Below are 23785 nucleotides of genomic sequence, written 5' to 3' on the forward strand. Positions count from 1 at the left end.
CGCGTTTCCTGCTTCGTCGGTGTTGAGGCGCGACCACCTGCACGCCGGTAGCGTACCTTTTCGCGGCAGTGTAAGCGGGCGTACATTGGAGATCGCAGGCGCGTGGAGGCACACGGATGCGGAGATCGGGATGTCGGTTCGCAGCTTGCGTGCTGGTGTCGTTCTTCTGCGGAGCGGCCGGAGCGCAGAGCAGCACAGTCGATTCGACACAGACCGGTGCCACCGGTTCTGCGCAAACCTACACGCTTCGCGCCAGTGCACGGTCCGTCATCACGGACGTGCTGGTGCTGGATCATGCTGGCAGGCCAGTCCACGGGTTGCCGCAATCGGCGTTTCACCTTTCTGACGAAAAGCAGGCACAGAACTCTTACCTCGTTTGAGGAGCACGCCGATGTTGCGCAACCGGCTTTGGCGGAGGATGCGCTTGCGCCAGGGGTGTTCACCAATGCGCGGCGGATGCACATGCCATCCGTGGTGAACATCGTTGTGCTGGATATCGCGAACCTATCGTTGCCAGACCAGATGTACCTGTCAACGCAGATGGAGCGGTGTATCGAGCATTTGCCGGCTGGTGTGCCGCTGGCGATGTACCTGAATACAGGTCTGCATTCGGTTCTGCTGCAGGACTTTACCGCGAATCACGACCGCCTGCTGGACGCGGTGCACCGTGCCTTGCCGCACTTTGCGGCGCTGGGACGGGAACGCTTTACGGACATCACGACGCTGCGCGGCATCGCTGTCGACTTCGCCGGGATACCTGGCCGCAAGAATGTGTTGTGGTTCTCCGGTGGGTCCGCGCTTTCGTTGAATCCGACCGGGATGGTCGCTACACCGAGCGCTGAGCTACGCCTGGTGTACGACGAATTGGAAGCTGCTCGTGTGGCGGTGTATCCCATCGACGCACGCGGCCTGCTCGTCGGGTCCACTCTGCCTGTGTTGAGTGCGCAGCATGGCCTGATGGAGGATGTTGCAACGGCGACGGGAGGACTGCCGTTCTACAACAACAATGGAGTCTGGCAGGCAGCAATCCGCGACCTACTGAGCGGCAGCAACTTCTACACGTTGAGTTACACCCCAAAGAACCTGAAGTTCGACAACCGGTGGCATCGAGTGCGGGTCACGGTCGACGGGCCGTACACGCTTAGCTATCGCCAGGGTTACTTTGCGGATGGGTCCAACATCACGGTGCCCGCTGGCGCGCGCACCCGCCTGCTTGCGGGGAACAGGACCGAGCAGGTGGAACAACGTACTCCGATTGTGTTTCGCGCAGAGGTGAAGCCGGTTGCTCCCGGTGCGTTGCACCCAGGAGAACGACCGCCCGCGCCTGGGCAGACGCGCTACTCGATCGATTACCTCATTCCGGGCAAAGCGCTCAGCGTGAAGCAGCAGGGTGCCGAGGCAGATGCGGTCGTCGGCGTGGGATTTCTTGCGCTCGACCGGGATGGCAGACCGCTCGTGCAGCATGCAAGCGCATCACCTTTTCCGTCGATCAGGAGAAGTTGAAGGAGCACCCGGATGCGATGCTGCCGATCTCAGAACAGATGGATCTGAATCGGGGAGATACCTACGTGACACTCGTGGTCTGGGATGAGATCAGTCATGAGGTAGGAACCCTGAATGTTCCGCTGCGCGTGCCGCAAGCGCGTTGAGTCGCTTCCGACAAACGGCGTTTGTCGGAAGGTATGTAAGCCCGTGAGAGTGATGCTAACCGCGTAAGTTATCTGCCGGCTTCGATGAAGGTTACTTTGTTGATTTCTTTCAGGGTAGTTATGCCGTGGCGGACGCGGTCTAGGGCGGAGTCGCGGAGGAAGTTCATGCCCTTGTCGCGGGCGCGTTTGCGGATTTCGGAGCCGGGCTTTTTGTCGAGCAGCATCTCGCGGACTTCGTCGTCGAGTTCGAGGAGTTCGTGGATGGCGGAGCGGCCGCGGTAGCCGGTGCCGCCGCACTCGATGCAGCCCTGGCCTTCGCGGAACTGGAAGCCGCGCCACTCGTCGGGGTTCAGGCCGTTTAGCTCGAGATCTTCGTCACTGTGCGTGACATAGGTGGAACAGAAGTCGCAGTTCTGCCGGACGAGGCGCTGCGCCAGGATGCAGTTGAGCGCGGAGACGAAGTTGTACGGCTCGACGCCCATGTTGAGAAAGCGGCCGAGCACGTCGACGACGTTGTTGGCGTGGACGGTGGTGAAGACGAGGTGGCCGGTGAGCGCGGAGTTGATGGCGATCTGCGCGGTTTCGGCGTCGCGGATCTCGCCGACGAGGATCTTGTCGGGGTCGTGGCGAAGGATGGAGCGCAGGCCGCGCGCAAAGGTGAGGCCCTTCTTCTCGTTGACCGGGATTTGCGTGATGCCGCGGATCTGGTATTCGACCGGGTCCTCGATGGTGATGATCTTGTCGTCTTCGGACTTGATCTCGTTGAGCGCGGCGTAGAGGGTGGTGGTCTTGCCGGAGCCGGTGGGGCCGGTGACGAGCACCATGCCGTAGGGCTCCTTGATGTAGCGGCGGAAGCGGCGCAGGTCTTCGGCGGCGAAGCCGACCACGTCGAGCGAGAGCTGCTTGAACTTTTCGCTCATGGACTCTTTGTCGAGCACGCGCAGGACGGCGTTTTCGCCGTGCACGGTCGGCATGATGCTGACGCGGAAGTCGATGAGGCGGCCCTTGTAGCGGACGCGGAAACGGCCGTCTTGCGGAACGCGGCGCTCGGCGATGTCGAGCTCGGACATGACCTTGATACGGCTGAGGATGGTCTGGTGGTGCTCGCGCGCGATGGGCGCCATGGCCTGCTGCAGGACGCCGTCGATGCGGTACTTGACGAGCAGCGAGTCCTCGTAGGTTTCGAGGTGGATGTCGGAGGCGCGGCGCTCGAGCGCGGAGAAGATGGTGGTGTCGACGAGGCGGATGATCGGCGAGATGTCGTCTTCGCTGGTGAGCCGCTCGATGGAGATGTTCGAGTCGGGGCTGTCGTCGCCGGGCACAACCTCGTAGGTGAGGCCTTCGGTGGCTTCTTCGAGGACGCGCTGGGACTGCTCGGTCTTCTTAAGCAGGTCGGTGATCTGGGTGAGGGTGGCGACGCGGGTGATGAGGCGGGTGCCGAGCAGGCCGCTGATCTCGTCGAGCACCATGAGGCGCGACGGGTCAGAGACGGCGATGACGAGGCGGTCGCCCTGCTGCTCCAGCGGGATGAAGTTGTAGCGAAACATGAGCTCGACCGGGACGGACTTGACGAGGTCGTGCTGGATCTTGTGCTCGCGGAGATCAATGAACTCGGAGTGGTAGCGGCGGGCAAGGGCCTGCGCGCGCTCGGCGTCGTTCAGCTCCGGGGTGGCGAGTGGAATCGCGACAGGTGTGGCCATAGGGGTTGGACTGTGTCCTCGTCCAATGGTTTACCACGCTCCGTGCGGGAGCGGCCTAGGCCTGGGCGCCGTGGAAGGTGATGCGGTCGGGGTGGTGCCACCACGGCGTGGCGTTGTCCGGGGCGGGTGCGGTCTGGCGAGACCGGGCGAGCTTTGCCACGAAATCGGCCAGCGGCGTGCGATGGCACTCGCCGTTGCGGATGAAGAACGCACCGGGCTCATAGTGGCCACAGTCGTGGGTGCAGAGATTGGCCCAGTTCCAGGAGCCGAGCAGTGCCCAGACGGTGACGGCGACCACGTCGGCACCGGCGGCGCGGGCGGCGGAGGCGTCGTTCCAAATTTCAGTGAGCCAGCGGATCTGGTCGTCGGGGCCGGCGCCGAGGTGCGCCTCAGTGACGGCGACCGGGATGCCATAGCGATGCCAGGCCTCTGTGAGCACGCGCCGGACGCCAGCAATTCCGGCAGGGTAGACGCGAAGGGCTTCGATGTCGACCAGGGGCTCGGAGCCGGAGTCGCCGCCGGCCATGAAGTCCGGGTAGAGGTCGAGGCGGTCGTCGAGGAATCGGTCGCTGGTGGGGTAGTAGTTGAAGCCGAGCACGGAGGGCGGGCAGGCGTTGGCCTGGAACCAGTCGATGGCGGAGCGGGCGATGCCGTGCTGCTGCAGATAGTCGTACAGCGGGTGATGCGGCGTGACGTGGCCGCAGAGCAGGTCGATGCCGAGCCAGCGGCGGGCTTCGCGTTCCTGCCGGAAGCTCTCAAGCTTTGGGCCGCTGAAGGTGGTTCCGCCGTCCTCGGTGTAGATGAGCTGCGCGGCAGGCTGCACGCGGCGGATGGCCTGCATGGAAAGAGCGGTCGCCTTGGCCTGGTTGAGCACGGCGCAGAGATAGCTGGGAATGCTGCGGTGGTGCGGGTACCAGTGGCCGTAAAGGCAGGAAAAGCGCGCCGTGGTGTGGGGCTCGTTGATGGGCGTGTAGCGGGTGATCCAAGGGTAGCGGCGCGCGACCTGGCCGGCGTAGCGGGCGATGCGCTGGGGAAACTCGGGGTCAATGAGGCTGGTCGTGACGGGGCCGCTGCCGTGGTGCGTGAGGCCGGCGATGGGATCGAGGCGGAGACGCTGCATGTGGTCGAGCATGCAGTCGTAGAAGTCCCAGTTGCCGGTGCTTTCGCGGTACTCCCAGTGGAGGGCGGTGCGGAGCGTGCGGATGCCGAGGGAGGCGATGCGATCCAGGTCCCCACGGAACCGCTCGCGGTGGCCGGACCAACTGTGCTGATCGAAATAGCGATCGTGCACGCGGTTCAGCGTGCACTCAATGCCTCCCCAAACTTGCATCCTGCTCTTTTCTCGCACTTCGTATCGGCGGGCGCTGTGCGCCAGGAAGCCTGGATGGCGAACCCAAGACGATAGGATGCGCAGCATCTGGAGAGGTGGGCTGCGTATGTCGCCTCATTCCGTCGTTTTTCTCGATTGGAGACGCGGAGAGACACCGCCGCGCAGCCTTCGGATGAGCCGGTTTGTCAGGTGCCTTACGGCCCTGCGGCTCGGTGCGGAACGTCAGCGTTGCGACGCGCGGGGTGGATGGCAGCGGTGTGCGATCCGGCGCGGTGATCGGTTACTCGTCGTCTTTTTGGGGAGCCGGGTCGTGAGCCTGCCGATGGCTCGCGAGCGCCTGCACCTCGGCCCAGACGGAATCGTCCACGTCCATGCCGTCGCGCATACTGCGCTCCCGGCGGCGGACGGCACCCTCGCCGGGGTAGTCGACGGGGCGGTTTTCTTCGTTGGGAATGGAGGCGTGCACGTAGTCGACGACGCTGTCTGCAACGCCCTGTGCTGCCGCCGCGCCACCGAGCTTGCGCGGGTCGACAGCGAGGAAAACCTGGGAGCAGCCGACGCAACTGCCGGAACGGAGAGCGTCGATGCCGTTGGTGGGCAGGCCCTCGGAGAGGATTGCGGCGAGCAGATCGAGCAGGATGGCGAAGCCGGAGCCCTTCCACATGCCCATGGGCAGGATGCGCTGCGACTGCTCGATGGGGCCAGGCTCGTCGGTGAGGTGGCCTTCGGAGTCGAAGCCGCCTGGGTAGGGCAGGCGCTCGCCCTTGAGCCGCGTGACCTGCAGCTTGCCGTAGCTGTACTGCGACATGGCCATGTCGAGAACGACTGGGCCGCCCTGGCGTGGAGCGGCCATGATGAAAGGGTTGTTGCCGAGGCGTGGGTCCTTGCCGCCCCACGCGGGCATGCAGCTTTCTGTGTTGGTCCAGGCGATGAGGACGAAGCCGCTGTTGGCGGCGCGCCAGCCGTAAGTGCCGCCGCGCATCCAGTGATTGGTATTGCGCAGGCCGATGAGCGCGATTCCCTGCTCCGCGGCGACGTGCATGGCGCGGTCGGTGGCGAAGAGCGCGTTGAGAATGCCGGGGGCGCGCTGGCCGTCCCAGACCTCGAGCGCGCCGAGTTGTTTGACTGGCTGTGGCCTGGCGCCGAGAGAGATGTAGCCCTTGGCGATGAAGTCGACGAAGCGCGGGACGCGGTTGATGCCGTGGGAGGTGACGCCGTCGGCCGTGGTCTCGGTGTGTATCTGCGCGCAGGTTTCGGCGTCCTCGGGCGACATGCCGGCGTTGAGGAAAGCCTGGAGGATGGTCTGCTTGAGTTCAGCAAAGGTGACGCGGGCCAAGGTAGCTCCTTGCAGGTAGCTGAAGCGTGGCGGTGGGAACGCGCTGGCGCCTAGCGGCTGATGGAGTTGGCGCCGAGTTGCAGGATGGGCAGGTAGAGCGCGAGCAGGATGAAGGCGACCAGGATGCCCATGCCGACGAGCAGCGTTGGCTCGATGAGGCTGAGGACAGCGCTGAGGGAGGTCTCGACGTCTTCCTCGAAGAAGCCCGCGACGGAGTTGAGCATGGTGGGTAGCGCGCCGGTGGATTCGCCGACTTCGATCATTTCGATGGCGAGTTCCGGGAAGACGCGCGTGCCTTCGAGCGAGCGGGCGAGGCCCTGGCCTTCGCGGACCTGGGTGACGGAGGCGAAGACGGCTCCGGATACCTGCCGCGAGGAGATGGAGCGCGCGGCAGTTTCGAGCGCCGGGACGGGTGGAAGGCCGCCGGTGAGCAGCGTGGAGAGCGTGCGCGAGAAGAGCGCCACTTGGTAGCGCAACCAGATGTTGCCGAGCGTGGGAATGCTGAGGCGAAGCTTGTCGACGAAGACGGCGCCGGCGTCGGTGCGCGACCAGCGGTAGAAGAGCAGGCCGCCGATGATGAGGCCGACCGCGGCATACACGCCGTAGGTTTGCGCGAAATGGCCGACCGCGAGCATGAATGTGGTGATTGCCGGGAGCTTGGCGTCGAGCTGGTCGTAGAGCTGGGCGAAGCGAGGCACGACGAACGTGAGCAGAAAGATGAGCAGGCCGATGACGAGGCAGATGAGCAGCGACGGATAGACGAGGGCGCTGGACAGCTTTTTACGCGTGCTGAGCGCAATGCGCTGGAAGTCGGTGTAGCGCTGCAGGACCTCTTCGAGGTTGCCGGAGCGTTCGCCTGCGAGCAGCGTAGTGGTGAAGATGAGCGGGAAGCCGCCCTGCGCGTCAAAGGCGCCGGAGAGCGATTCGCCGGTCTTGATGCGGGCCGCGACGTTTTCGAGTTGAGCCTTGAAGTTCTCGTCCTTCTGGCGACGGGCGAGCAGTTCCAGCGAGCTGGGGATGGGCAGGCCGGCGCGAATGAGCGTGACGAACTGCTGGTTGAAGACGAGAAAGCTTTGCAGCTTGACCTTTTTGCGGCGACCGCCGGCGATGGCGTTGCGCGGCTTGACGGAGTAGACCAGGTAGCCGGCCTGGCTGAAGCGCGCGCGCAGCTCTTCGGCGGTGGCGGCGGGGTGCGTCTGCTCCTGCACGCGGCCGCGCTCGTCGGCGAGTTTTACGACGTAGTCGGTCATTGGGTCTGCACAAGTTTAGACGGAGGCGGAGGTTTGTCGTTGAGGCGGGTGGGGACGGAGGCGCATACTTTACGCATGAGCAGTGCACCTGTGATGTCCAGTCCGGAGGTCGAGGCCATCCTGAGCAGGCCAGCGCACCTGCTGTATCCGGAGGAGCGGTATGTTGCCGTGGAAGAGTACCTGACTTCTTCCTATCGACCGGACATGGATTATGTCGACGGGCATCTAGAGGTGCGGAATTTGGGTGAGTACGAACACGGGCAGCTACAACTGGTGTTGCTGAGCATCTTCAACGAACACGCGAAGGAGTGGTCGATTCGGGTCGCTCCAGAGACGCGTCTGCAAGTGACAGCCGATCGATTCCGCATTCCCGATGTGATGGTCCTGTCGCGCACCGAGGAGAAGCCGAAACGTATCGTGCGTACGCCGCCACTGCTTTGCATTGAGATCCTGTCTCCCGAAGACACCTTTCTGCGTATCCAGAAGCGTACTGCGGACTACCTGGAGATGGGCGTTCCGCATGCCTGGATTTTCGATCCCAATGATTTGGGACGGGTGTTCGTGTACGAAAACGGTCAGGGCCGATGGGTGGCGGACCGCGTTCTGCAGATCGCGGGAACAGAGATTCGGATCAACCTGGATGAAGTGGCCGAACGTCTTGAGGACTAACAGGCGGAATGCAATGACGAAAAAGGCCCGCCGGAGCGGGCCTTTTGCTTTGAGCTTGAGTTGGAGCTTAGACCGAGAACGATGAGCCGCAGCCGCAGGTGCTCTTGACCTGGGGGTTCTCGAACTTGAAGCCGGCGGCTTCGAGGGTTTCGACGTAGTCGACGGTGCAGCCGTTCAGGTACATGGCGCTGGTGGCGTCGACGAAGACCTTGAGATCTTCGAAGCGGACTACCTTGTCCATCATGCCCTGGGCGTTTTCGAAGCTCATGGAGTACTGGAAGCCGGAGCAGCCGCCGCCGACGACGCCGATGCGCAGACCGGCGGGAAGCGGGTCCTGGGTCGCCATGATTTCCTTGACCTTTGCGATCGCGGCAGAGGTGAGGTTTACCGGCTGCGTGGATGCAGGAGCGGTGACGACCTCGGGTCCGCCTACGACTTCAGGGGTGGGTGCAACGGCAGTAGCCATGAATCAAACCTCCGGGAAACGACTTCTTCAGTGTATGCCCGCCGGAAACACCGAGCAAGGCGGTCGTAGTTAGTCAGATGCCTGGCGGGTGTGCGAGGACGCAGCGATTTCGAATGGGAGTCAGAAAACGGCGACGCGCGAGGTACTCGCCTGAACGTTCCGCCGATTCGGCGCCAACACGACGCCGGGATGCGGCAAAATGCCGCACCCCGGTCGCCGTCAGCGGTGGAGCTGCCTGGTCAGCGGCTGCGAAGAGCCAGCCGCTAGAAGGAGATTCTGCCGCCCAGGGAGATGAGCCGCGGAAAGTTGATGGCGCTGGTGTTGACGGTTCCGAACTGCGAATTGCCGTACTTCAGGCCGTTGGAGTTGAGGGCAAAGAGTGGCGTGTTGAAGACGTTCAAGGCTTCGGCCTGAAAGCGGAAGTGAACGCGCTCAAACTGGAACTCCTTGAAGACGGAGGCGTCGGCGTTGCGCATGCCGGGGGCGCGGCAGGCGCCATCGGTGCGCGGAGCGTTGCCGAACTCACCCACGCCGGGCTGGGTGGGGGAAAAAGCGGCGGGGTTGAAGTAGGAGGTGAGCCGGCCCTGGACCGATCCGCCGGTGCAGAGCGGGACGCCGGCGAGCAGGTTGGGACGCTGCACGGAGGTACCCAGCGCGCTGGAGTTCTGGTTGGTGTTCAACTGCAGTGGCACGGGGCCACCGTCCTGCGCGACAAAGGTCATGTTGGCCTGGTAGCCGCCGATCAGCAGGTCCATCCACTTGCTGGTGTTGAGGTACGCGCGGCCCTTGCCGAAGGGCAGATCCCACGATCCGCCGAAGGTGAAGCGGTGCGGGATGTCGTTGATGGCGAGCGAGTACTCGCCGCCGGGGCCGTTGATGTTGTAGACGTTCTGCGGACCGCTGGCTGCGCCGACGTTCAGGTTGCTGCTCTGGGTGAACTGGCTGTCCATGTTCTTGGACCAGGTGTAGCCGACGGTGAGCGAGAAGCCTTTGCTGTAGCGCTTGCGTGCGTTCAGGATGAGCGAGTTGTAGTTGGATTTGGAGACGCTCGGCTGGAGGCTGACGGAGCTGAACTGCGGGAAGGGACGGCAAAGCTGCGCGTTGGAGATGGTCGCGGCGCCGATGACACCCGTGCCGCCCTTGCCCGCGTAGGGGTTGGCACTGCGTGCGGTGAGGAAGGCCGCGGGTGAGAGGTTGGTTGGGTTCGCGGGGCAGGCGCCCTGGCCGTACGGAATGGCTGAGGGGTTGACCTGGTCGATGTTGTAGGTGCCGCCGTTGGAGGGCAGGAGGTTGCGGCCGTGCGCGCCGACGTAGCCCATCTCAAACGACACGCCGGAACCAAGCTCCTGCTGAATGTCGAACGAGTACTGCTGGATGATGGGGTTGCGGCGGTTCTGGTCGATGGTGGTCAGGCTGGTGCCGATGCCCTGCGCAAGGCCGGCGGAGTTGCCGCTGGGCTGAGCAAGGCCGTTGGGGAACGGGTTGCTGAGCGAGTTGGCGGGCGTGTTATTGGAGTCGTTCGAGGCGACGTAGGTGTTGGTCTGTGCGTAGCCCGGAGCAAGCGAAGCGCTGGTGCTGTAGTAGATGGGCGCGTAAAAGACACCGTAGCCGCCGCGCACGACCATCTTTGGATTGACGGCGTAGGCGAAGCCGGCGCGCGGACCGAACTTGAGCACGCCGTTGTCGCAGCAGTGGTCCTTGTAGCCGTTCTGGCCGGCGAACTCGATCGCACCCTTGGTGGGCACGCCCGAGGTGTTGGAGATGGGGTTGGTCACGCCCGTGTCGAAGCCGACGGCGTAGTGGTTGTTGCGCTCGTGGATGCCGGGTTCGAGCTCGTAGCGGAGGCCGGCGTTGACCGTGAGGCGATCGTTGACGCGGATGTCGTCCTGGAAGTAGACGGCGTTGTATTTCACATTGAGCGCGAGTGGCGTGACGACCTGGACCGATCCGCTGGTGGGAACGCCGAGCAGAAGATCGGCGAGATCGGCACCACCCACGCGCGAGCCCTTGGCCGGGTTGGCGTTCTGGCTGGTGAAGGTGTTCTGGAAGGTGTAGTTGCCGTTGCCCGTGCTGACGTTGGTGAAGTCGACGGAGATGGTGCGGAAGTTATAGCCGGCCTTGAGCGAGTGGCGGCCAAGGCTCTTGGCGACCGAGGCGACCGCGTTGCGCGAGTAGAAGACCGCGGGGCCGGAGTTGTTGGTGCCGAACGATGCAGCGGTCTGCATGGTGATGGCCGGGAAGGCCTTCTTCTGCAGAGCGTTCGCATAGGCAGTCGGGAAGCCGAGATTGGCGGCCTGATCGTAGTTGGTGGTCAGGTCCAGCGTGTTGTTCGGGAACCGATTCTGGCCGTAGCTGACAGTGAGGATCGTCGTGGGATTGAGCGTGATGACGTTGTTCTGGTTGAAGTCGTCGACCTTGCGGTAGAGCAGGTAGGACGCGTTGCCGTCGCCAGCGAAGGAGCCGAGAGGATTGCCGCCGGGCTCCTTGGAGCCGTAGTGCAGATAGCTGGCGTTGGCGAGCCACCAGTGCGTGATCTGAACGTCGACCTTGCTGATGAACTCGTCGGCGCGATCGCCGAGCAGGTCAGTGGGCTGGAAGTTCACAGCGCCGTAGGTGACGTTGTTGTTACAGCCAGCGGCACAGTTTGGCAGGCCGGAGAGGATGCGGGCGCCCACGGGATTGATGCGGTTCTGCGGGATGAAATTGCCGGCAAAGGGCTGGCGGTTGCCGGTGACGGGATCGGTGGTCAGCGGGTCGTAGATGGTGATGCCGGAGCCGGCGAAGTTACCCGCGCGTTCGTTGGCCGAAGGAAGGAAGTAGTTGCCGCCGAGAGGCGAGCGCTGGCGATACCCTTCTTCCGTTGCGATGAACCAGGCGCGGTCTTTCCAGATGGGGCCGCCGATGGAGCCCTCGTAGCTGTACTGAGTGATGGTGGGACGGCCGACGTTGTTGTGATTGTTGAGCCAGGTGTTGGCGGACCAGTTGGTCTGGCGGGTGGAGCCGTACAGGTTGCCGTGGAGGGTGTTGGTGCCGCTCTTGAGCAGGGTGTTGAATACGCCTCCGCCGGTGCGGCCCGCCTCGGCGTCGTAGGTGTTCGCCTGGGTCTTCATTTCCTGCACGGATTCAACGGAGGGAATGATGACGGCGCGGTTGGAGAAGTCGGTGACGGGCACGCCGTCGATGAGGTAGTTGTTCATGTTGACCGGGCCGCCAGCGATGGAGATGGCGGACGAGCCGGACTGATCCTGGAAGCGGTTGAAGCGCGGATCGCCGGTGGTGGTCACGTTGTTGTTGAGCTTGGTGAGCAGGAAGGGGTTGCGGCCGAGGTTGGGCAGGTCGACGAGTTTCTGCGTGTCGAAGACCTGGCCGTTCTGCGCGGTGGCGGTGTCGATGACGGGCTCGGCGCTGGTGACTTCGACGACGGTGTTGGAGCTGCCCAGCGTGAGCGGAATGTCGATGGCGACGGTCTGCTGGGTCTGCACGACAACGTGGACGTTTTCGTACTTGTTGAAGCCCTGCTGCATGACACGGATCGTGAAGGTGCCGGGGTCGACCGCGTTGAAGACGTACTCGCCTGCGCCGGTGGTGGTGGTCTTGCGCTCCACCTTGGTGGCCTCGTCGATCATGAGCACTTCCGCGTTGGGAACGGCTGCGCCGGAGGGATCTTTCACCAGGCCTTTGAGCGTGCCGTAGTAGGACTGCGCTGCTGCGGCGGGTGCGAGGGAGAGGACGATGGCGGCGGTGGTGAGCACGGCGTGATGCGACAAGCGGGTGTATCGGGTCAAGCGGGCCTCCTGCAGGTGTGAAACGGGTACAGCAGTTCGTTCGCGCCAGAAGCGCGTTTTGTGTGCGAGCGGCGCTTGTGCGTTGGCGACGCGCCGTTGCCTGGGTACAGATCTGCGAGCGCGCAACGCTGTTCGTTTGCGCGAGAACGGTATGGGGATGCGATCCGCTGGTGGAGCGCGCGGTCGGTGATCAGTTCAGAGTGCGGACTGCGAATCGAGTGCCGGCGGTTCGGAAGGTTGGCCCGAACGCCTTGTACTGCCGGTGCTGCAGAGGCGGAGCGATTGGCCCGGCCAGAGAGTACGGAGTGCGTCTGTGTGGAACTGCGTGCCGCCAGGAGCGGCGCTGGTGCAGGTACAGAGTTACGGCGACTGCGATAGGGGTTCACGCTTCGCCTTGCGGCAAAGTGCGATCCGGATCATCGATCGGTAGCGAACGCTTTACGGATTCAGGGTTCCTGAGACCGGGTGTTCGCGTGAGGCATGTGGAATGTAAGTGCGAGATTACAGAGAGGTCAATTTCATGTCAACGAGAAATGCTGATTTCTCTGAGGAAATCTGCCGGTTTTAGAAGGCGCGGCGATGTGGAGGGCACAACGCATACGACGCGGTGAGGCACGGCGAGTTATGCGACGTTGTCGCGCAACTGCACCGTGCTCACCGCGTCCTTTGTTAGTGCTTGATCGCTCTTCGCTTACTTGGAGCGGACGGCGATAACCTCGATTTCTGCAAGGGCTGTAGGAGAGACCAGCGCGGCCACCTGGACGGCGGAGCGCGCGGGCTTGTTGGGCTGGTCCTTGGTGCCGAAGAACTGCGTGTAGCTGGACTGCAGCGCGGGGAAATCGAGCTTGCCGGTCTTGGGATCGGCGACGAGGAAGACGGTCATCTTGACGACGTCTTTCATGTCGAGACCCTGCTCGCGAAGGGCGGCCTGGATCTTGGTGAAGATGCTGTAGGTCTGCGCCTTGGTGTCGCCGTAGTCGGCGGGCGTGCCCTTGGCGGCGTCGGCAGGTGTGACCGGGTTGGCGAGCTGCCCGCTGAGATAGAAGGTGTCGCCGGCCCAGACGCCGTTGGCGATGGGGCTCTTCTCATTGGGCTGAATGTGCTTGACCGTGACCTGCGCATGTGCGGAGAGCGCGGTGCCGAGCAGCGCCACGGCTGCGAGTGCGAACTTCTTCATGGTTCTGTCTTTCCCTTCCCTGTTGCCGGTGACTGCTTATGCGGTGACTGCTGTGTGTGCACCGGTGAGGCGTGCCGAGCGGACGCGCTCGGAAATCATGTTGACGGCGCGGCGTGCGCTGAGAGCGGCACCCTCCTGCCAGCCGACGATGTGGCTGGTGTGATCGCCGGCGAAGTAGATGGGGCCGTCGGGCTGCGTGATGGTGTCGTAGCCGCTGGGGCCACCACCGTAACCGCGGATCCACGAGCCCTCGTTCCACTTCACGCGACGCCAGCCGCAGAACATGGGCTGAGTGAGTTCCTTGCCGTGGCCGGGGTGGATGCGCTCAAGCTGTGTGCGCGCCTTCTCAAACTTCTCCTGCGTGGAGAGCTTGCTGAAGCCCCAGTTGTTCTCTTCTTCGTACCCGGTCACGAGGATGCCGTTGGGCGCCATGAGGTTCGCGGACGGGTACCAGACGATGGTGGTCGGGCCGGGGTTCATGAAGGAGAGGCCGCCGTAGATGTTGTAGTCCTGCTCCCAGAACCGGCGCGACTGCCAGGCAATCTTGTACGCACCGGCGTAGGTGGAGCCGTCGACCGCGGTCTTGTACGCGGGGGAGAGATCGTTCGGGATCGACTTCAGGATGGTGAGCGGCATGGCGCAGATGAAGTAGTCCGCATGCACGGTCTTGGTGCCGCTGCCCTGCTTGTAGCTGATGTCGACACCGTTGGTGGTCTTCTTGATCTCGGTGACGGGAGCGTTGTAGACGATGGTCTTGCCAAGCGCTTTGTCGAAGGCGTAGGGGATGCGGTCCATGCCGCCGACGGGCTGCATCATGGTCGCCTGCCAGTCCCACGTCTCTTCGTAGAGCACGCCGGTCCAGAAGTTTTCGTCGAGCAGCGTGTGCATGTCCATGGGGTCGTCGATGACGCCGACGACGGGGCCGGCACCGGCGGGCGTCTTGTAGCCGGCGCGGTCGCTGCCGATGTACTTGCTGTTTTTGTCGAGGGGGCCGTAGACCTTGAGGAAGGTGAGCATGCGCTCGCGATCTTCCTTGGTCAGCTCCTGGTCGAGCGCGCCGTTGCTGATGGATTTTGCGAGGAGTTCGGAGACGTGGCCGCGGGTATCGTTCACCGCTTTGCGCTGCACGACGGGCTTGCCGCCGTTGGCATTGTCGTTCTGCAGGAAGGTGGAGCGGCTGGTGTTGATCTCGACTTCGAGCGGGACGTTCAGTTCGCGGCAGTAGCCGAGCATGGTGCCGTGTACGGATGGGAGACGCCCAGGTCCCATGTTCTGGTAGTTCGGGGCGTCCCAGGTACAGGTCTGCTTTTCGCCGCCGACGAACTCGACGTCGACGCCCTTACGCGCGGAGAAGTTGCGGCCGCCGGGACGGTGGCGGGCTTCGAGCAGGGTAACGTCATAGCCGAGCTTCTTTGCCTCGTACGCGGCGACCAGGCCGCCAATGCCAGCGCCGGCGATCACCAGCCGTACGCCCTTGCCGGAGCCCGCTGCTGCGGCGATCGGTTCGGCGAGCGTCGCCTTCATGGGCATGAGTCCAAGAGACTGCATGGTGGCGAAGGCGGCGGAGTATCCTCCGGCCTGTCCAACACGCATCAGGAAATTGCGACGGGTCATCGACATCTGTGACATGCTCCTGTGTTTCAACGAGTACGGGTAGGCGTTGTTGCCACGCATACGGGGAAGCGAGGCAACTGGTTCGTTGGCGCAACGTGCAGCGACTCAACCGCGCTGGAGAACGCGGGCGAGGGATGAAAATGTCAAGGGGTTACAGCCACAGTATGGCAGAAAATCCGAGTCTGTAAAGAGGCTGTGAATCCTGACCCGTGGCACGACGCCGCAGCGCGATTTCGAGCGCTAACCGAGGGGCGTTTGCGCGGGCGACTCCGGCACGGGCGGTTTCGGAGTCTTGTAGACGAAGTTGGTCAGGAGATAGCTCTGCACCGGGTGTTCGACCCAGCGATACGCAACGTAGGCCGCCAGCAGGATCAGGGCGTAGTAGATCCAGGGGTCGAACGCCTGCAGGTGCAGGTGCTCTGCCGCATGGTGGTCGTGCAGCACATTCCACAAGTTGAAGTGCAGAAGGTAGAGGCAGAAGCTGGCCCGGCCGAAGATGCCCATGGGCCCCCAACCGAAGGCACGCGAGATCCAGTGCACACCAGTGAGACCGACGATGAGCGTGGCGAAGACCGGTGTGAGCAGGCCACCGTGCAGAAGGACGTAGGGCAGGTGCGGAACGGCGAGATAGAAGCAGAGCACGATGAAGATGCCTGCGCCGATCGTCATCCAGAGCTTGGTGCGGTCCTGCAGCGCTCTTGCATTGTTCAGCCGGCCCAGCGTGACGCCCGCCATGAAGATGGGGACGTAGGCGAGCGGAGTGTATTTGTAGAGCCGCAGCCAGTACGCGGAGGAGTAGCGGTCGATGTTGGTGAGGTGGTCCGGATTCAGCGCCATGTAGGTGATGGGCAGGACCAACTCGCAGCACCAGAACGTGAAGAAAAGAATGAGCAGCTTCTGCGCGTCCTTTGGCCACCACTTTGCGCGATTGATGAACGGAAAGGCGAGATAGAGCATCGCTTCCGTAGAGAGCGTCCAGGCCACGGTGTTCCAAAAGGTGGCGAGCGTTGGGCTCCAGCCCTGCAGCAGCAGCGGCGTGAGGACAACGCCTGTCCAGAACTCGCCGTGCGGGCGCGCCAGCCACTCGGCATGCAACATGCCCAGCGAAACGAGAAGCGATAAAAGGTAGACGGGATAGAGGCGCGAGCCGCGAGCGGCGTAGAAGCGGCCGACCTTGATCGTGTCAGCCCGGTGCGCGTAGTTGTAGCTGAGCACGAAGCCGCTGATGAGAAGGAAGCAGCCGATGTAGGTGAATCCGGCCTCGATCATGGGCCGGATGTAGGTGGCGTGCGGCGGGGTGTAGTGAAAGAAGAGGATGCCCACCGCGAGAAAGGTGCGAATGCCGGTGAGGCCCGGAAGTGGTGGCTTGCGGTCCGGGGCCAGCATGTGCGGCAGCAGGTGCTTGTTCGCCTTGCTAGTTGCCACTGGCAACCGTGCCCTCCGGTACTGCCTGGCTCAGGGCGATGTTGCCGTTGACGGTGGCTTCGGGCAGCTTGCTGACGACGAGAGTGCCGAGGCGCTCTCCGCTGACGACGCGCACAATGTTGCCCTGCTCGCGCATGGAGAAGATCACCATGGGCATGCGGTTCTCATTGCAGAGGCTGACGGCGCTGGTATCCATGACGCGTAGGCCGCGCTGGATGATGTCCATGTAGGTAATGGTGTCGAACATGGTCGCGTCGGGATCCTTCTTGGGATCGGCGGTGTAGATGCCGTCGACGGACGTGGCCTTGAGCAGGACATCGGCGCGGATCTCCATGGCGCGCAGGGCCGCGGCGGTGTCGGTGGAGAAATAGGGATTGCCGGTGCCCGCGCCGAAGATGACGACGCGGCCTTTTTCGAGGTGGCGGATAGCGCGGCGGCGGATGTAGGGCTCGGCGATCTCGTGCATCTCGATGGCGGACATGACGCGGCAGTTGATGCCGAGCTTTTCGATCGCGTCCTGCAGGGCGATGGCGTTGATCACGGTGGACAGCATGCCCATGTGATCGGCGGCGACACGATCCATGTGGATGGCCTGCTCTGCGACGCCGCGGAAGAAGTTGCCGCCGCCGACGACGACGCCGACCTGGCAGCCGCTGTTGCAGAGTTCCGCAATTTCAGACGCGACGCGGCTGGCGAAGATGGCGTCGATGCCGAAGCCGCGACCCGCGGCCAACGCTTCCCCGGAGATTTTGAGAAGGACACGTTTGTACATGGTCGCCGCTCAGTATCTCACGCAGCCAAGGGTGTACCCTAAGCGGCCGCCGCGGGCAGAGCCTCAACGAAGCTGCTCTTGAGCTTGCGCAGACCTTCTCCGCCGCCGAAGCGAATGGTGAGTGTGTCGCCCTCCACGGACTTGACGACACCTTCTCCGAACTTGCTGTGGCGGACCACGGTGCCGGGCTGAAACTCGGATGAGGCTTGCAGCGTGGGAATGGTTTCGGGTGCGGTAGTGAAGAGTGTGCCGCTCATGGTTTCGACGCGGCGCGCCCCGCTGCGCTCGAGCATGGAGACGGCGGCCGGGCGTTCGGCGGTGCCCGTCTGGTTGACGCAGTTGTCGCAGGAACCGCATGGCTCGCCGAGAGGTTCGCCGAAGTATTCGCGCAACAACTGACGGCGGCAAGTGACGGACTCGGCGTAGTGCATCATTTCGTCAAGGCGGTTGCGGTCGCGCGCGGCGCGCTCCTCCGAGGTGTGGATGAGTTGCAGAACCTCGTCAGATGAGATGGCCGCGCTGGACTTGCGCAAGTAGCCGACGCGCTTCTTCTTGATGAGCTTGGCTTCGCGCAGCATCTGGAGCGTGACCTGCGTGTGACGCTGGCCGACGCCGGTTTCTTCGGCCAACTGCTTTGCCGACTTGGGTTCGGTGTCGCTAACAGCGGCGAGGAGCTGATCCATTTCCGCGGCCTTGGGATAGCGGCCGCGCGAGAAGAAGCTTTGGATGCGCTTGTCTTCCAGGCGGTAGAGCAGCACGGCACGCGCGGGCTCGCCGTCGCGGCCGGCCCGGCCGGCTTCCTGGAAATAGCTTTCGAGCGAGTCCGGGAACTCGTAGTGGTAGACGAAGCGGATGTCGGGCTTGTCGATGCCGAGGCCGAAGGCTTTCGTGGCGACCATCATGCGGAACTTGTCTGCCATGAAGTCGCGCTGGGCTTCTTCGCGAGCCTTCTTCGTCATGCGGCCGTGATATTTCCCAACAGCGATGCCTGCGTCGCAGAGGCGTTCGTAGAGTTCCTCAGTACTGCGCACGGAGGCGGTGTAGAGGATGCCGGTGCCCTTCTCGTCGGCCAGCAGTTGCGTGATGCGGTCGAGCTTGGCGTCGTTGTTGACGGTGGGGTGCACGGTGAGGAAGAGGTTGGTGCGCTCGGAGCCGACGTTGATGACGCGCGCGTCCGGAGCGTGCAGGACTTCGAGAATTTCCTTGGCGACGTCGGGCGTGGCGGTTGCGGTGAGCGCGAGCACGGGCGGGTTGCCGAGCTTCTTGCGGGCGAAGCCGAGGCCGAGATAGGCCGGGCGGAAGTCATGGCCCCACTGCGAGATGGTGTGCGCCTCGTCGACGACGAAAAGGGAAATGCCGTGCTCGTTCAGTTCGTCGAGGAACTCGCGGTTTTCCAGGCGCTCGGGTGTGACGTAGATGAGCCCGCGGCGGCCGCTGTGGATGTTGTCGTCGGCCTCGCGGCGCTCGCCGGCAGAGAGGGTGGAGTCGATCTTCTCGACGCCGATGGAGGCCTCCTGCGCGTGGCGCTGCTGGTCCTGCATGAGCGCGATGAGCGGCGAAATGACAAGCACCGGCTTGTCAAAAAAAAGCGCCGGGAGCTGGTAGGTGAGGCTCTTACCGGAGCCGGTGGGCATGATGGCCAGCGTGTCGCAGCCGGCGAAGACGGACTCGATCACGTCCTTCTGCGCGGAGCGGAAGCGGTCTACACCGAAGCGCTTCTTCGCCTCCTTGCGCAGCGCCGCCCAGGGCACGTCTTCGCCGAGCCGCGTGGGGTCGCAGCGGTGCTCGGCGGCGGGCGGAAGGGATGGCGCGCTCTCACGAGAAGAGCGCCTGCGGGAGGCTGGCTGGACCGGCTGATTCACTTCGAGATGGATGCGAAGACGAGGCGAAGGGCTACCCGGCGGCGGTTCGTGACGCTGGGCTCGCTCGATGAAGGTGCAAGGTGTGAGCGAATCTTTCGACGCACGGCGAACGGTCCGGCGGCGCTGTTGCATGCGCCGCCGGATCGGTGTTTGCTGATGCCAAATTGCTTACTGTTGAGCGGCTTTGGCTGCCGCTTCGACCTCGTCCCAGTCGGCCGCCGTGAGTTGGAGGTCCTGCGACTTCACGTTCTCTTCAAGGTGCTGGACAGAGGAAGTTCCCGGGATGGGGAGGATGACCGGGCTGCGATGCAGGAGCCAGGCGAGCGAGATCTGCGACACGGTGGCGTTGTGCTGCTTGGCGAACGTTTCGAGCGCGCCGCCAGGCTGGGCGAGCTTGCCGGCCGCGACCGGGAACCATGGGATGAAGGCGATGTTGTTCTGCTCGCAGTACTCGAGGGTTCGTTCGCTCTTGCGATTGCTGATGTTGTACTCATTCTGCACGGAGACGATCTTGACGACCTTGCTGGCCTGCTCGATCTCTTCGGGCGTGACCTCGGACAGGCCGACGTGACGGATTTTGCCCTGCTTCTGCAGCTTGGCAATGGGAGCGAGGGACTCCTCGACCGGCACCTTGGGATCGATGCGGTGCAACTGCCACAGGTCGATCGCGTCCTGCTTCAAGCGGCGCAGGCTCATGTAAACCTCCTGCTCGAGGTACTCGGGGCGGCCGACGGGCAGCCACTTGTTGGGGCCGGTGCGGACCAGGCCGCCCTTGGTGGCGATGATCATGCCTTGCGGATAGGGTGCGAGCGTTTCGCCGATGAGCTGCTCGCTGATGTACGGGCCGTAGCTGTCGGCGGTGTCGATGAAGTTGATGCCGAGTTCCGGGACGCGCCGCAGCACGGCCTTTGCGCCCTCCAGATCCTTGGGCGGACCCCAGATGCCCTCGCCGGTGATGCGCATGGCGCCGAAGCCGAGGCGGTTGATGGTGACGTCTCCGCCAAGCTGAAAGGTCTTGGAAAATGTCGTGTCGCTCATGAACTGTTGGATGCGAACGATGGCTCGCGGAAGCAGCGCGCTACGCATCGTGACGCGGACGCGTCCAATGGTGTGTGATCGATGCCGTTCATCGCCGCTGTGCTTCCCTGCTGCTGCTTTCCGTTGCAATCGCTGGTTTGCCCGGTGCTCTGCATGCGCAGGCGCGAACGCAGTTGCCGGCCGAGCGCGAACTGGGCAGCGGTTTGAAGCGGACTCGGCTCTACCTGAAGGACGGGACGTACCAGGTGGTGCTGAACTATCGCGTGGTGGGCAAGAACGTTGTCTACCGGTCGGCGGAGCGGGCGGGCGAACAGGAAGAGATCCCGGTGAACCTGGTGGACTTGGACGCGACCAAGCGATGGGAGGAGCAGCAGGCAAACGGAGGGCAAGTCCCCGCGACGCAGATCGACCCGGAGCTGGCGCGTGAGGAGGCAGACCGCGCCGCGCGCACGCCTCTGGTGGCTCCCAACCTGCACCTGCCGGACGACGACAGCGTGCTGGCGCTGGATACCTTTCACGGGCAGCCGCAATTGGCCGTTCTGCAGCAGACCAGCGGCGAGCTGAACCGGCAAACTGCGCACAATGTGGTGCGCGCGGCGGTGAACCCGTTCTCGACGGCGCACCAGTTGGTGGAGATCCCGGGTGAGCGCGCGGCGGTGCAACTGCACGTGCCGGACCCGGTGCTGTATGTGCGACTGGACGATGACAGCGGCGGCAAAAGCGATGAGGCGCCCGCGGGCGCGCTGGTGGTGGACACGCATGGCAACAAAGGCATCCCGCAGCCCAAGGTCTCTGCCGAAAGCCAGTACGTGATCGTGCGTGTGGATGTGCGGCGCGGCGAGCGGGTGGTGACCAGCTTCAGCATCAACCTGCTGGGGTCGGCGAAGCGCCAGGCCGACGTGGTAGCGACGACGACCGCGGTGATGCCGGGCGGCCACTGGCTAAAGATCACGCCGGCGGAGCCGTTGACGTTTGGCGAGTACGCGCTGATGGAAGTGCTGGATGCGCGCAACGTGAACCTGGGCGTGTGGGATTTTGGCGTCCACCCCACGGCGGGCGAGAATCGCGATGCGATCTTGCCCGAGGTGCCTCGCGCACCGGAGTTGGAGCGCCGGAGAGCTCGACCTTCGGCTTCGGAGTAGGGTTGATGCGGGCCGACTACGCGGCCATGCGGTGACGCGCCGCCTATGTGGGCTGGGTCATCCCGTTTGTTCTGCGGGTCAGGAGAGTGGCTGCAGGTGCGGTGAGTCGATGGTCTCCTCGCGCTTGTCGCCGTTCAAGCTTCGCGCGGGCTCTGCGGGCGCGGCGAGTTCGGAAGGGGCGCTCAGTTCGGGCTTGCGCCGGGGCGCCACTTCCTTGTTACGCGGGAACAGCAGACCCATGCCGGCGACCGCAATGTTGTCGCGCGAGATTTCCTTGGCGTTGTACATCATGGAGTCGGAGGCCTTGATCATGGCTTCCATGTCCGCGCCGTCATCGGGATAGCTGGCGAGGCCAAACGAGCCGCGTAGGCGCAGGTCGAGATTTTCGTTGTGCAGAAACGGCTCGTCGCGCAGGGCGTAGTAGAGCCGCTTGGTCATCTCGATCGCGGCCGCCTTGTTCAATCCCGGCAGCAGGAGCACGAACTCGTCACCGCCGTAGCGGAAGGCCGGGTTGCCACGGCCGGCGACGCGATGGATGAGGCCGCCTACCTCGCGCAGAAGACGGCTACCGACCAGGTGCCCGTAGTTGTCGTTGATCTGCTTGAAGTGGTCCAGGTCCATGAAGACGAGGCTGAAGGCGGAAGACTTCTGCGCGAACAGCTCGCCCATGAGGGTGTAGAGGTGCCGCGCGTTGAACAGGCCGGTGCAGTCGTCGGAGATGGAAAGTTCGTAGATGCGCTTCATGTCTTCGGCATTGCGCACCGCGATGGCGGAAAAGTCGCACAGGACACGAAGGAACTGGATGGAGCGATCGGAGAGGAGATCGATCTTCGGATTAAGCAACTGGACGACGCCGATGACGCCCTGCGCCGAAACGACCGGGACGCAAGCCATGGAGTGGACGTTGAGCCCCATCTGCTTGCTCCACTCGATCCAGCGGGGCTCCACGCTGGTGTCCGGTACGACCATGGGGCTGCCGGTGATGGCGACCCAGCCGGCGACGCCCTCGCCGAGCGGAACGCGGAGGCCCGAGAGCGAAGCGGCGTTTTCGCCGACGGAGATGGCGTAGAACAACTCCTGCCGCTGCTTGTCGATCAGCATCAGGGACCAGCGTTCCGGACCGATGAACTCCGCCATCTTGTTCATGACGCTGTTCAGGACCAGCTCGAGTTCCAGGTTGGATGTGAGGGCGCGTCCCAGCTCCACAAACAGGCGTGAGTAGTCCTGCTGCAGCGCACGCTCAAAAGCTAGCTGCTGCTCACGTTGTGATTTGCGGAAAAGCATAGACCCTGCCGAATTTACTCTGGAGATGGCTGAATCGGGGATGTGGCCGTACGGGGTATCTGTGGAAAGTATCCTCGCTAAGATCGCATCGCCATAACACTTTTGAGGGACAACGTGCGGGCGATTACAAAATCAGCCCCCAATATGCACCATACTGCGCGATGGCTTGAGAAAGCCAGCTTCGCCGATGTGATGCCGCTCCTCTTTTCCCAAAACGACAGAGCGGACGTACTCGCGCATTTCTGAAGTGGAAGCGCCGCGGAGCATGCGGCCGTGCAGGTCGTGGTCTGTCTGGGAGAAGAGACAGGTGCGGAGCTTGCCGTCGCTAGTTAGCCGAAGGCGGGAGCAGTGGCCGCAAAAGGGACGCGAAACGGGCGCGATGATGCCGAGTTCCGCCGAGCCATCGAGGAACTGGTAGCGGCGGGCGGTTTCACTGGGGTGGTTGGGTGGCAGAAGACGTACCGGCGAGACGCGGGACAGCCGCTCCACGATTTCCGCCTCGCGAACGACTGTGTCGGCAGCCCAGATGCGCTCCTCGTCGAGCGGCATGAACTCGATGAAGCGCAGGATGACTTGCTCGCGGCGAGCGAAGTCGCCGAACGCCTCGATCTGGTCGTCGTTCCAGCCGCGCATCAGAACGCAGTTGACCTTGATGGAGCCGAGACCGGCGTCCTGCGCCGCGTGGATGCCGTCGAGGACGCGCCCGAGTGAGTTGGGGATGCGCGTGATGCGCTCGAAGGCGTCGGGCGTGACCGCGTCCATGCTGACGGTGATGCGGTCGAGGCCGGCTTCTTTCAGGTCGCGCGCCATGCCCGCCAGCAGGTGGCCGTTGGTGGTCAGCGCGATCTCCACACCATTGTCCCGGTCCCCAGGGAAGGCTAGAGGCATGGATCGGACCTCGCGGACGAGGTCGAGCAGGCCGCGACGTAGCAGTGGCTCGCCGCCGGTGAGGCGGACTTTTTCGATGCCGAGGCCGACCAGCAGCCGGATCATGGCCGCGTAGGCCTCGATGCCGAGTTCTGCGAAGGCAGCTCCGTCAGTGCCGGTGCGGCAGTAGACACAACGGTAGTTGCAGCGATCTGTGATGGAAACGCGCAGATCCGTCATGACGCGGCCGAAGCGGTCCTGCAGCCGCTGTGGCTCAGCCGCTGGAAGCGGGATCGGCGTTACGACTTCCGGGATGGAGACGAGTGTGGCCAAGTCGTTCCTATTGGGATGCGTCCGGCTCGGTTTGGAAGCATGGGTGCCGGTTGTGGCGGGTCCGCTGCAAAGGGAAAGCCCGTGCA

At 63.7% G+C, this 23785-nt stretch carries 19 protein-coding genes; 5 read left to right on the forward strand and 14 right to left on the reverse strand.

The features are described 5' to 3' along the window. Window positions 1-149: 149 nt before the first annotated feature. Genes OHL12_RS08155 through OHL12_RS08165 form a run of 3 tightly spaced genes read left to right on the forward strand, consistent with a single transcriptional unit; the run spans window position 150 to window position 1649 of the window. Window positions 150-380: a hypothetical protein gene (locus OHL12_RS08155; protein WP_263415159.1), complete on the forward strand. Its 231-nt coding sequence runs from the start codon at window positions 150-152 to the stop codon at window positions 378-380. Continuing rightward, window positions 295-1503: a VWA domain-containing protein gene (locus OHL12_RS08160; RefSeq protein ID WP_263413331.1), complete on the forward strand. Its 1209-nt coding sequence runs from the start codon at window positions 295-297 to the stop codon at window positions 1501-1503. Before OHL12_RS08155 ends, OHL12_RS08160 begins: the two co-directional genes overlap by 86 nt. Beyond that, window positions 1500-1649 carry a hypothetical protein gene (locus OHL12_RS08165; RefSeq protein ID WP_263413332.1) on the forward strand — a complete coding sequence of 50 codons (150 nt, stop codon included), beginning with the start codon at window positions 1500-1502 and terminating at the stop codon, window positions 1647-1649. Before OHL12_RS08160 ends, OHL12_RS08165 begins: the two co-directional genes overlap by 4 nt. A 68-nt stretch (window positions 1650-1717) precedes the next feature. Here OHL12_RS08165 and OHL12_RS08170 read toward each other — a convergent pair whose 3' ends face one another. From OHL12_RS08170 to OHL12_RS08185, 4 genes are all read right to left on the reverse strand, one after another. Continuing rightward, window positions 1718-3349 carry a GspE/PulE family protein gene (locus tag OHL12_RS08170; RefSeq protein ID WP_263413333.1) on the reverse strand — a complete coding sequence of 544 codons (1632 nt, stop codon included), beginning with the start codon at window positions 3347-3349 and terminating at the stop codon, window positions 1718-1720. A 55-nt stretch (window positions 3350-3404) separates the two neighbouring features. Then, window positions 3405-4679 carry a glycoside hydrolase family 1 protein gene (locus OHL12_RS08175; protein ID WP_263413334.1) on the reverse strand — a complete coding sequence of 425 codons (1275 nt, stop codon included), beginning with the start codon at window positions 4677-4679 and terminating at the stop codon, window positions 3405-3407. 280 nt (window positions 4680-4959) lie between these two features. After that, entirely contained in the window at window positions 4960-6015 is a 1056-nt protein-coding gene (gene yiaK, locus OHL12_RS08180; RefSeq protein ID WP_263413335.1) for a 3-dehydro-L-gulonate 2-dehydrogenase, read from the reverse strand. Between the two features lie 50 nt (window positions 6016-6065). After that, window positions 6066-7265 (reverse strand): type II secretion system F family protein, encoded by a 1200-nt coding sequence (locus OHL12_RS08185; protein WP_263413336.1) that lies wholly within the window; start codon window positions 7263-7265, stop codon window positions 6066-6068. A 75-nt stretch (window positions 7266-7340) separates the two neighbouring features. Between OHL12_RS08185 and OHL12_RS08190 the strand changes: the two genes are divergently transcribed. Continuing rightward, complete coding sequence (locus OHL12_RS08190; protein ID WP_263413337.1) at window positions 7341-7934, forward strand: Uma2 family endonuclease; 594 nt, start codon at window positions 7341-7343, stop codon at window positions 7932-7934. A gap of 67 nt (window positions 7935-8001) precedes the next feature. On the opposite strand, the gene OHL12_RS08195 is transcribed toward OHL12_RS08190, so the two are convergent. The 8 genes from OHL12_RS08195 to OHL12_RS08230 all read right to left on the reverse strand — a co-directional run bounded on the left by OHL12_RS08195 (window position 8002) and on the right by OHL12_RS08230 (window position 20073). Beyond that, the gene (locus OHL12_RS08195; protein WP_263413338.1) at window positions 8002-8400 is read right to left on the reverse strand and encodes a HesB/IscA family protein; all 399 of its coding nucleotides are present in this window, start codon (window positions 8398-8400) and stop codon (window positions 8002-8004) included. A gap of 263 nt (window positions 8401-8663) precedes the next feature. Beyond that, window positions 8664-12185, reverse strand: a complete 3522-nt coding sequence (locus OHL12_RS08200) for a TonB-dependent receptor (protein ID WP_263413339.1) — start codon at window positions 12183-12185, stop codon at window positions 8664-8666. 691 nt (window positions 12186-12876) lie between these two features. Beyond that, complete coding sequence (locus tag OHL12_RS08205; RefSeq protein WP_263413340.1) at window positions 12877-13362, reverse strand: Rid family hydrolase; 486 nt, start codon at window positions 13360-13362, stop codon at window positions 12877-12879. Window positions 13363-13398: 36 nt separating this feature from the next. Beyond that, window positions 13399-14982 carry a flavin monoamine oxidase family protein gene (locus tag OHL12_RS08210; RefSeq protein WP_263413341.1) on the reverse strand — a complete coding sequence of 528 codons (1584 nt, stop codon included), beginning with the start codon at window positions 14980-14982 and terminating at the stop codon, window positions 13399-13401. 234 nt (window positions 14983-15216) lie between these two features. Next, entirely contained in the window at window positions 15217-16401 is a 1185-nt protein-coding gene (locus tag OHL12_RS08215; RefSeq protein ID WP_263415097.1) for an acyltransferase family protein, read from the reverse strand. Further along, window positions 16391-17173, reverse strand: coding sequence for a UMP kinase (gene pyrH / locus OHL12_RS08220; protein WP_263413342.1), 783 nt, complete (start codon window positions 17171-17173; stop codon window positions 16391-16393). Before pyrH ends, OHL12_RS08215 begins: the two co-directional genes overlap by 11 nt. Before the next feature lie 38 nt (window positions 17174-17211). Further along, window positions 17212-19035, reverse strand: a complete 1824-nt coding sequence (locus OHL12_RS08225) for a RecQ family ATP-dependent DNA helicase (RefSeq protein ID WP_263413343.1) — start codon at window positions 19033-19035, stop codon at window positions 17212-17214. A gap of 168 nt (window positions 19036-19203) precedes the next feature. Then, window positions 19204-20073 carry an aldo/keto reductase gene (locus OHL12_RS08230; RefSeq protein WP_263413344.1) on the reverse strand — a complete coding sequence of 290 codons (870 nt, stop codon included), beginning with the start codon at window positions 20071-20073 and terminating at the stop codon, window positions 19204-19206. Between the two features lie 74 nt (window positions 20074-20147). Between OHL12_RS08230 and OHL12_RS08235 the strand changes: the two genes are divergently transcribed. Beyond that, window positions 20148-21215, forward strand: a complete 1068-nt coding sequence (locus OHL12_RS08235) for a hypothetical protein (RefSeq protein WP_263413345.1) — start codon at window positions 20148-20150, stop codon at window positions 21213-21215. Between the two features lie 78 nt (window positions 21216-21293). Here OHL12_RS08235 and OHL12_RS08240 read toward each other — a convergent pair whose 3' ends face one another. Together OHL12_RS08240 and moaA are read right to left on the reverse strand one after the other, a co-directional pair. Beyond that, window positions 21294-22499: a GGDEF domain-containing protein gene (locus OHL12_RS08240; protein ID WP_263413346.1), complete on the reverse strand. Its 1206-nt coding sequence runs from the start codon at window positions 22497-22499 to the stop codon at window positions 21294-21296. Between the two features lie 132 nt (window positions 22500-22631). Further along, the gene (moaA, locus tag OHL12_RS08245; RefSeq protein ID WP_399261149.1) at window positions 22632-23699 is read right to left on the reverse strand and encodes a GTP 3',8-cyclase MoaA; all 1068 of its coding nucleotides are present in this window, start codon (window positions 23697-23699) and stop codon (window positions 22632-22634) included. Window positions 23700-23785: the final 86 nt, after the last annotated feature.

It is taken from the genome of Terriglobus aquaticus, assembly GCF_025685415.1.
GTDB lineage: Bacteria > Acidobacteriota > Terriglobia > Terriglobales > Acidobacteriaceae > Terriglobus > Terriglobus aquaticus.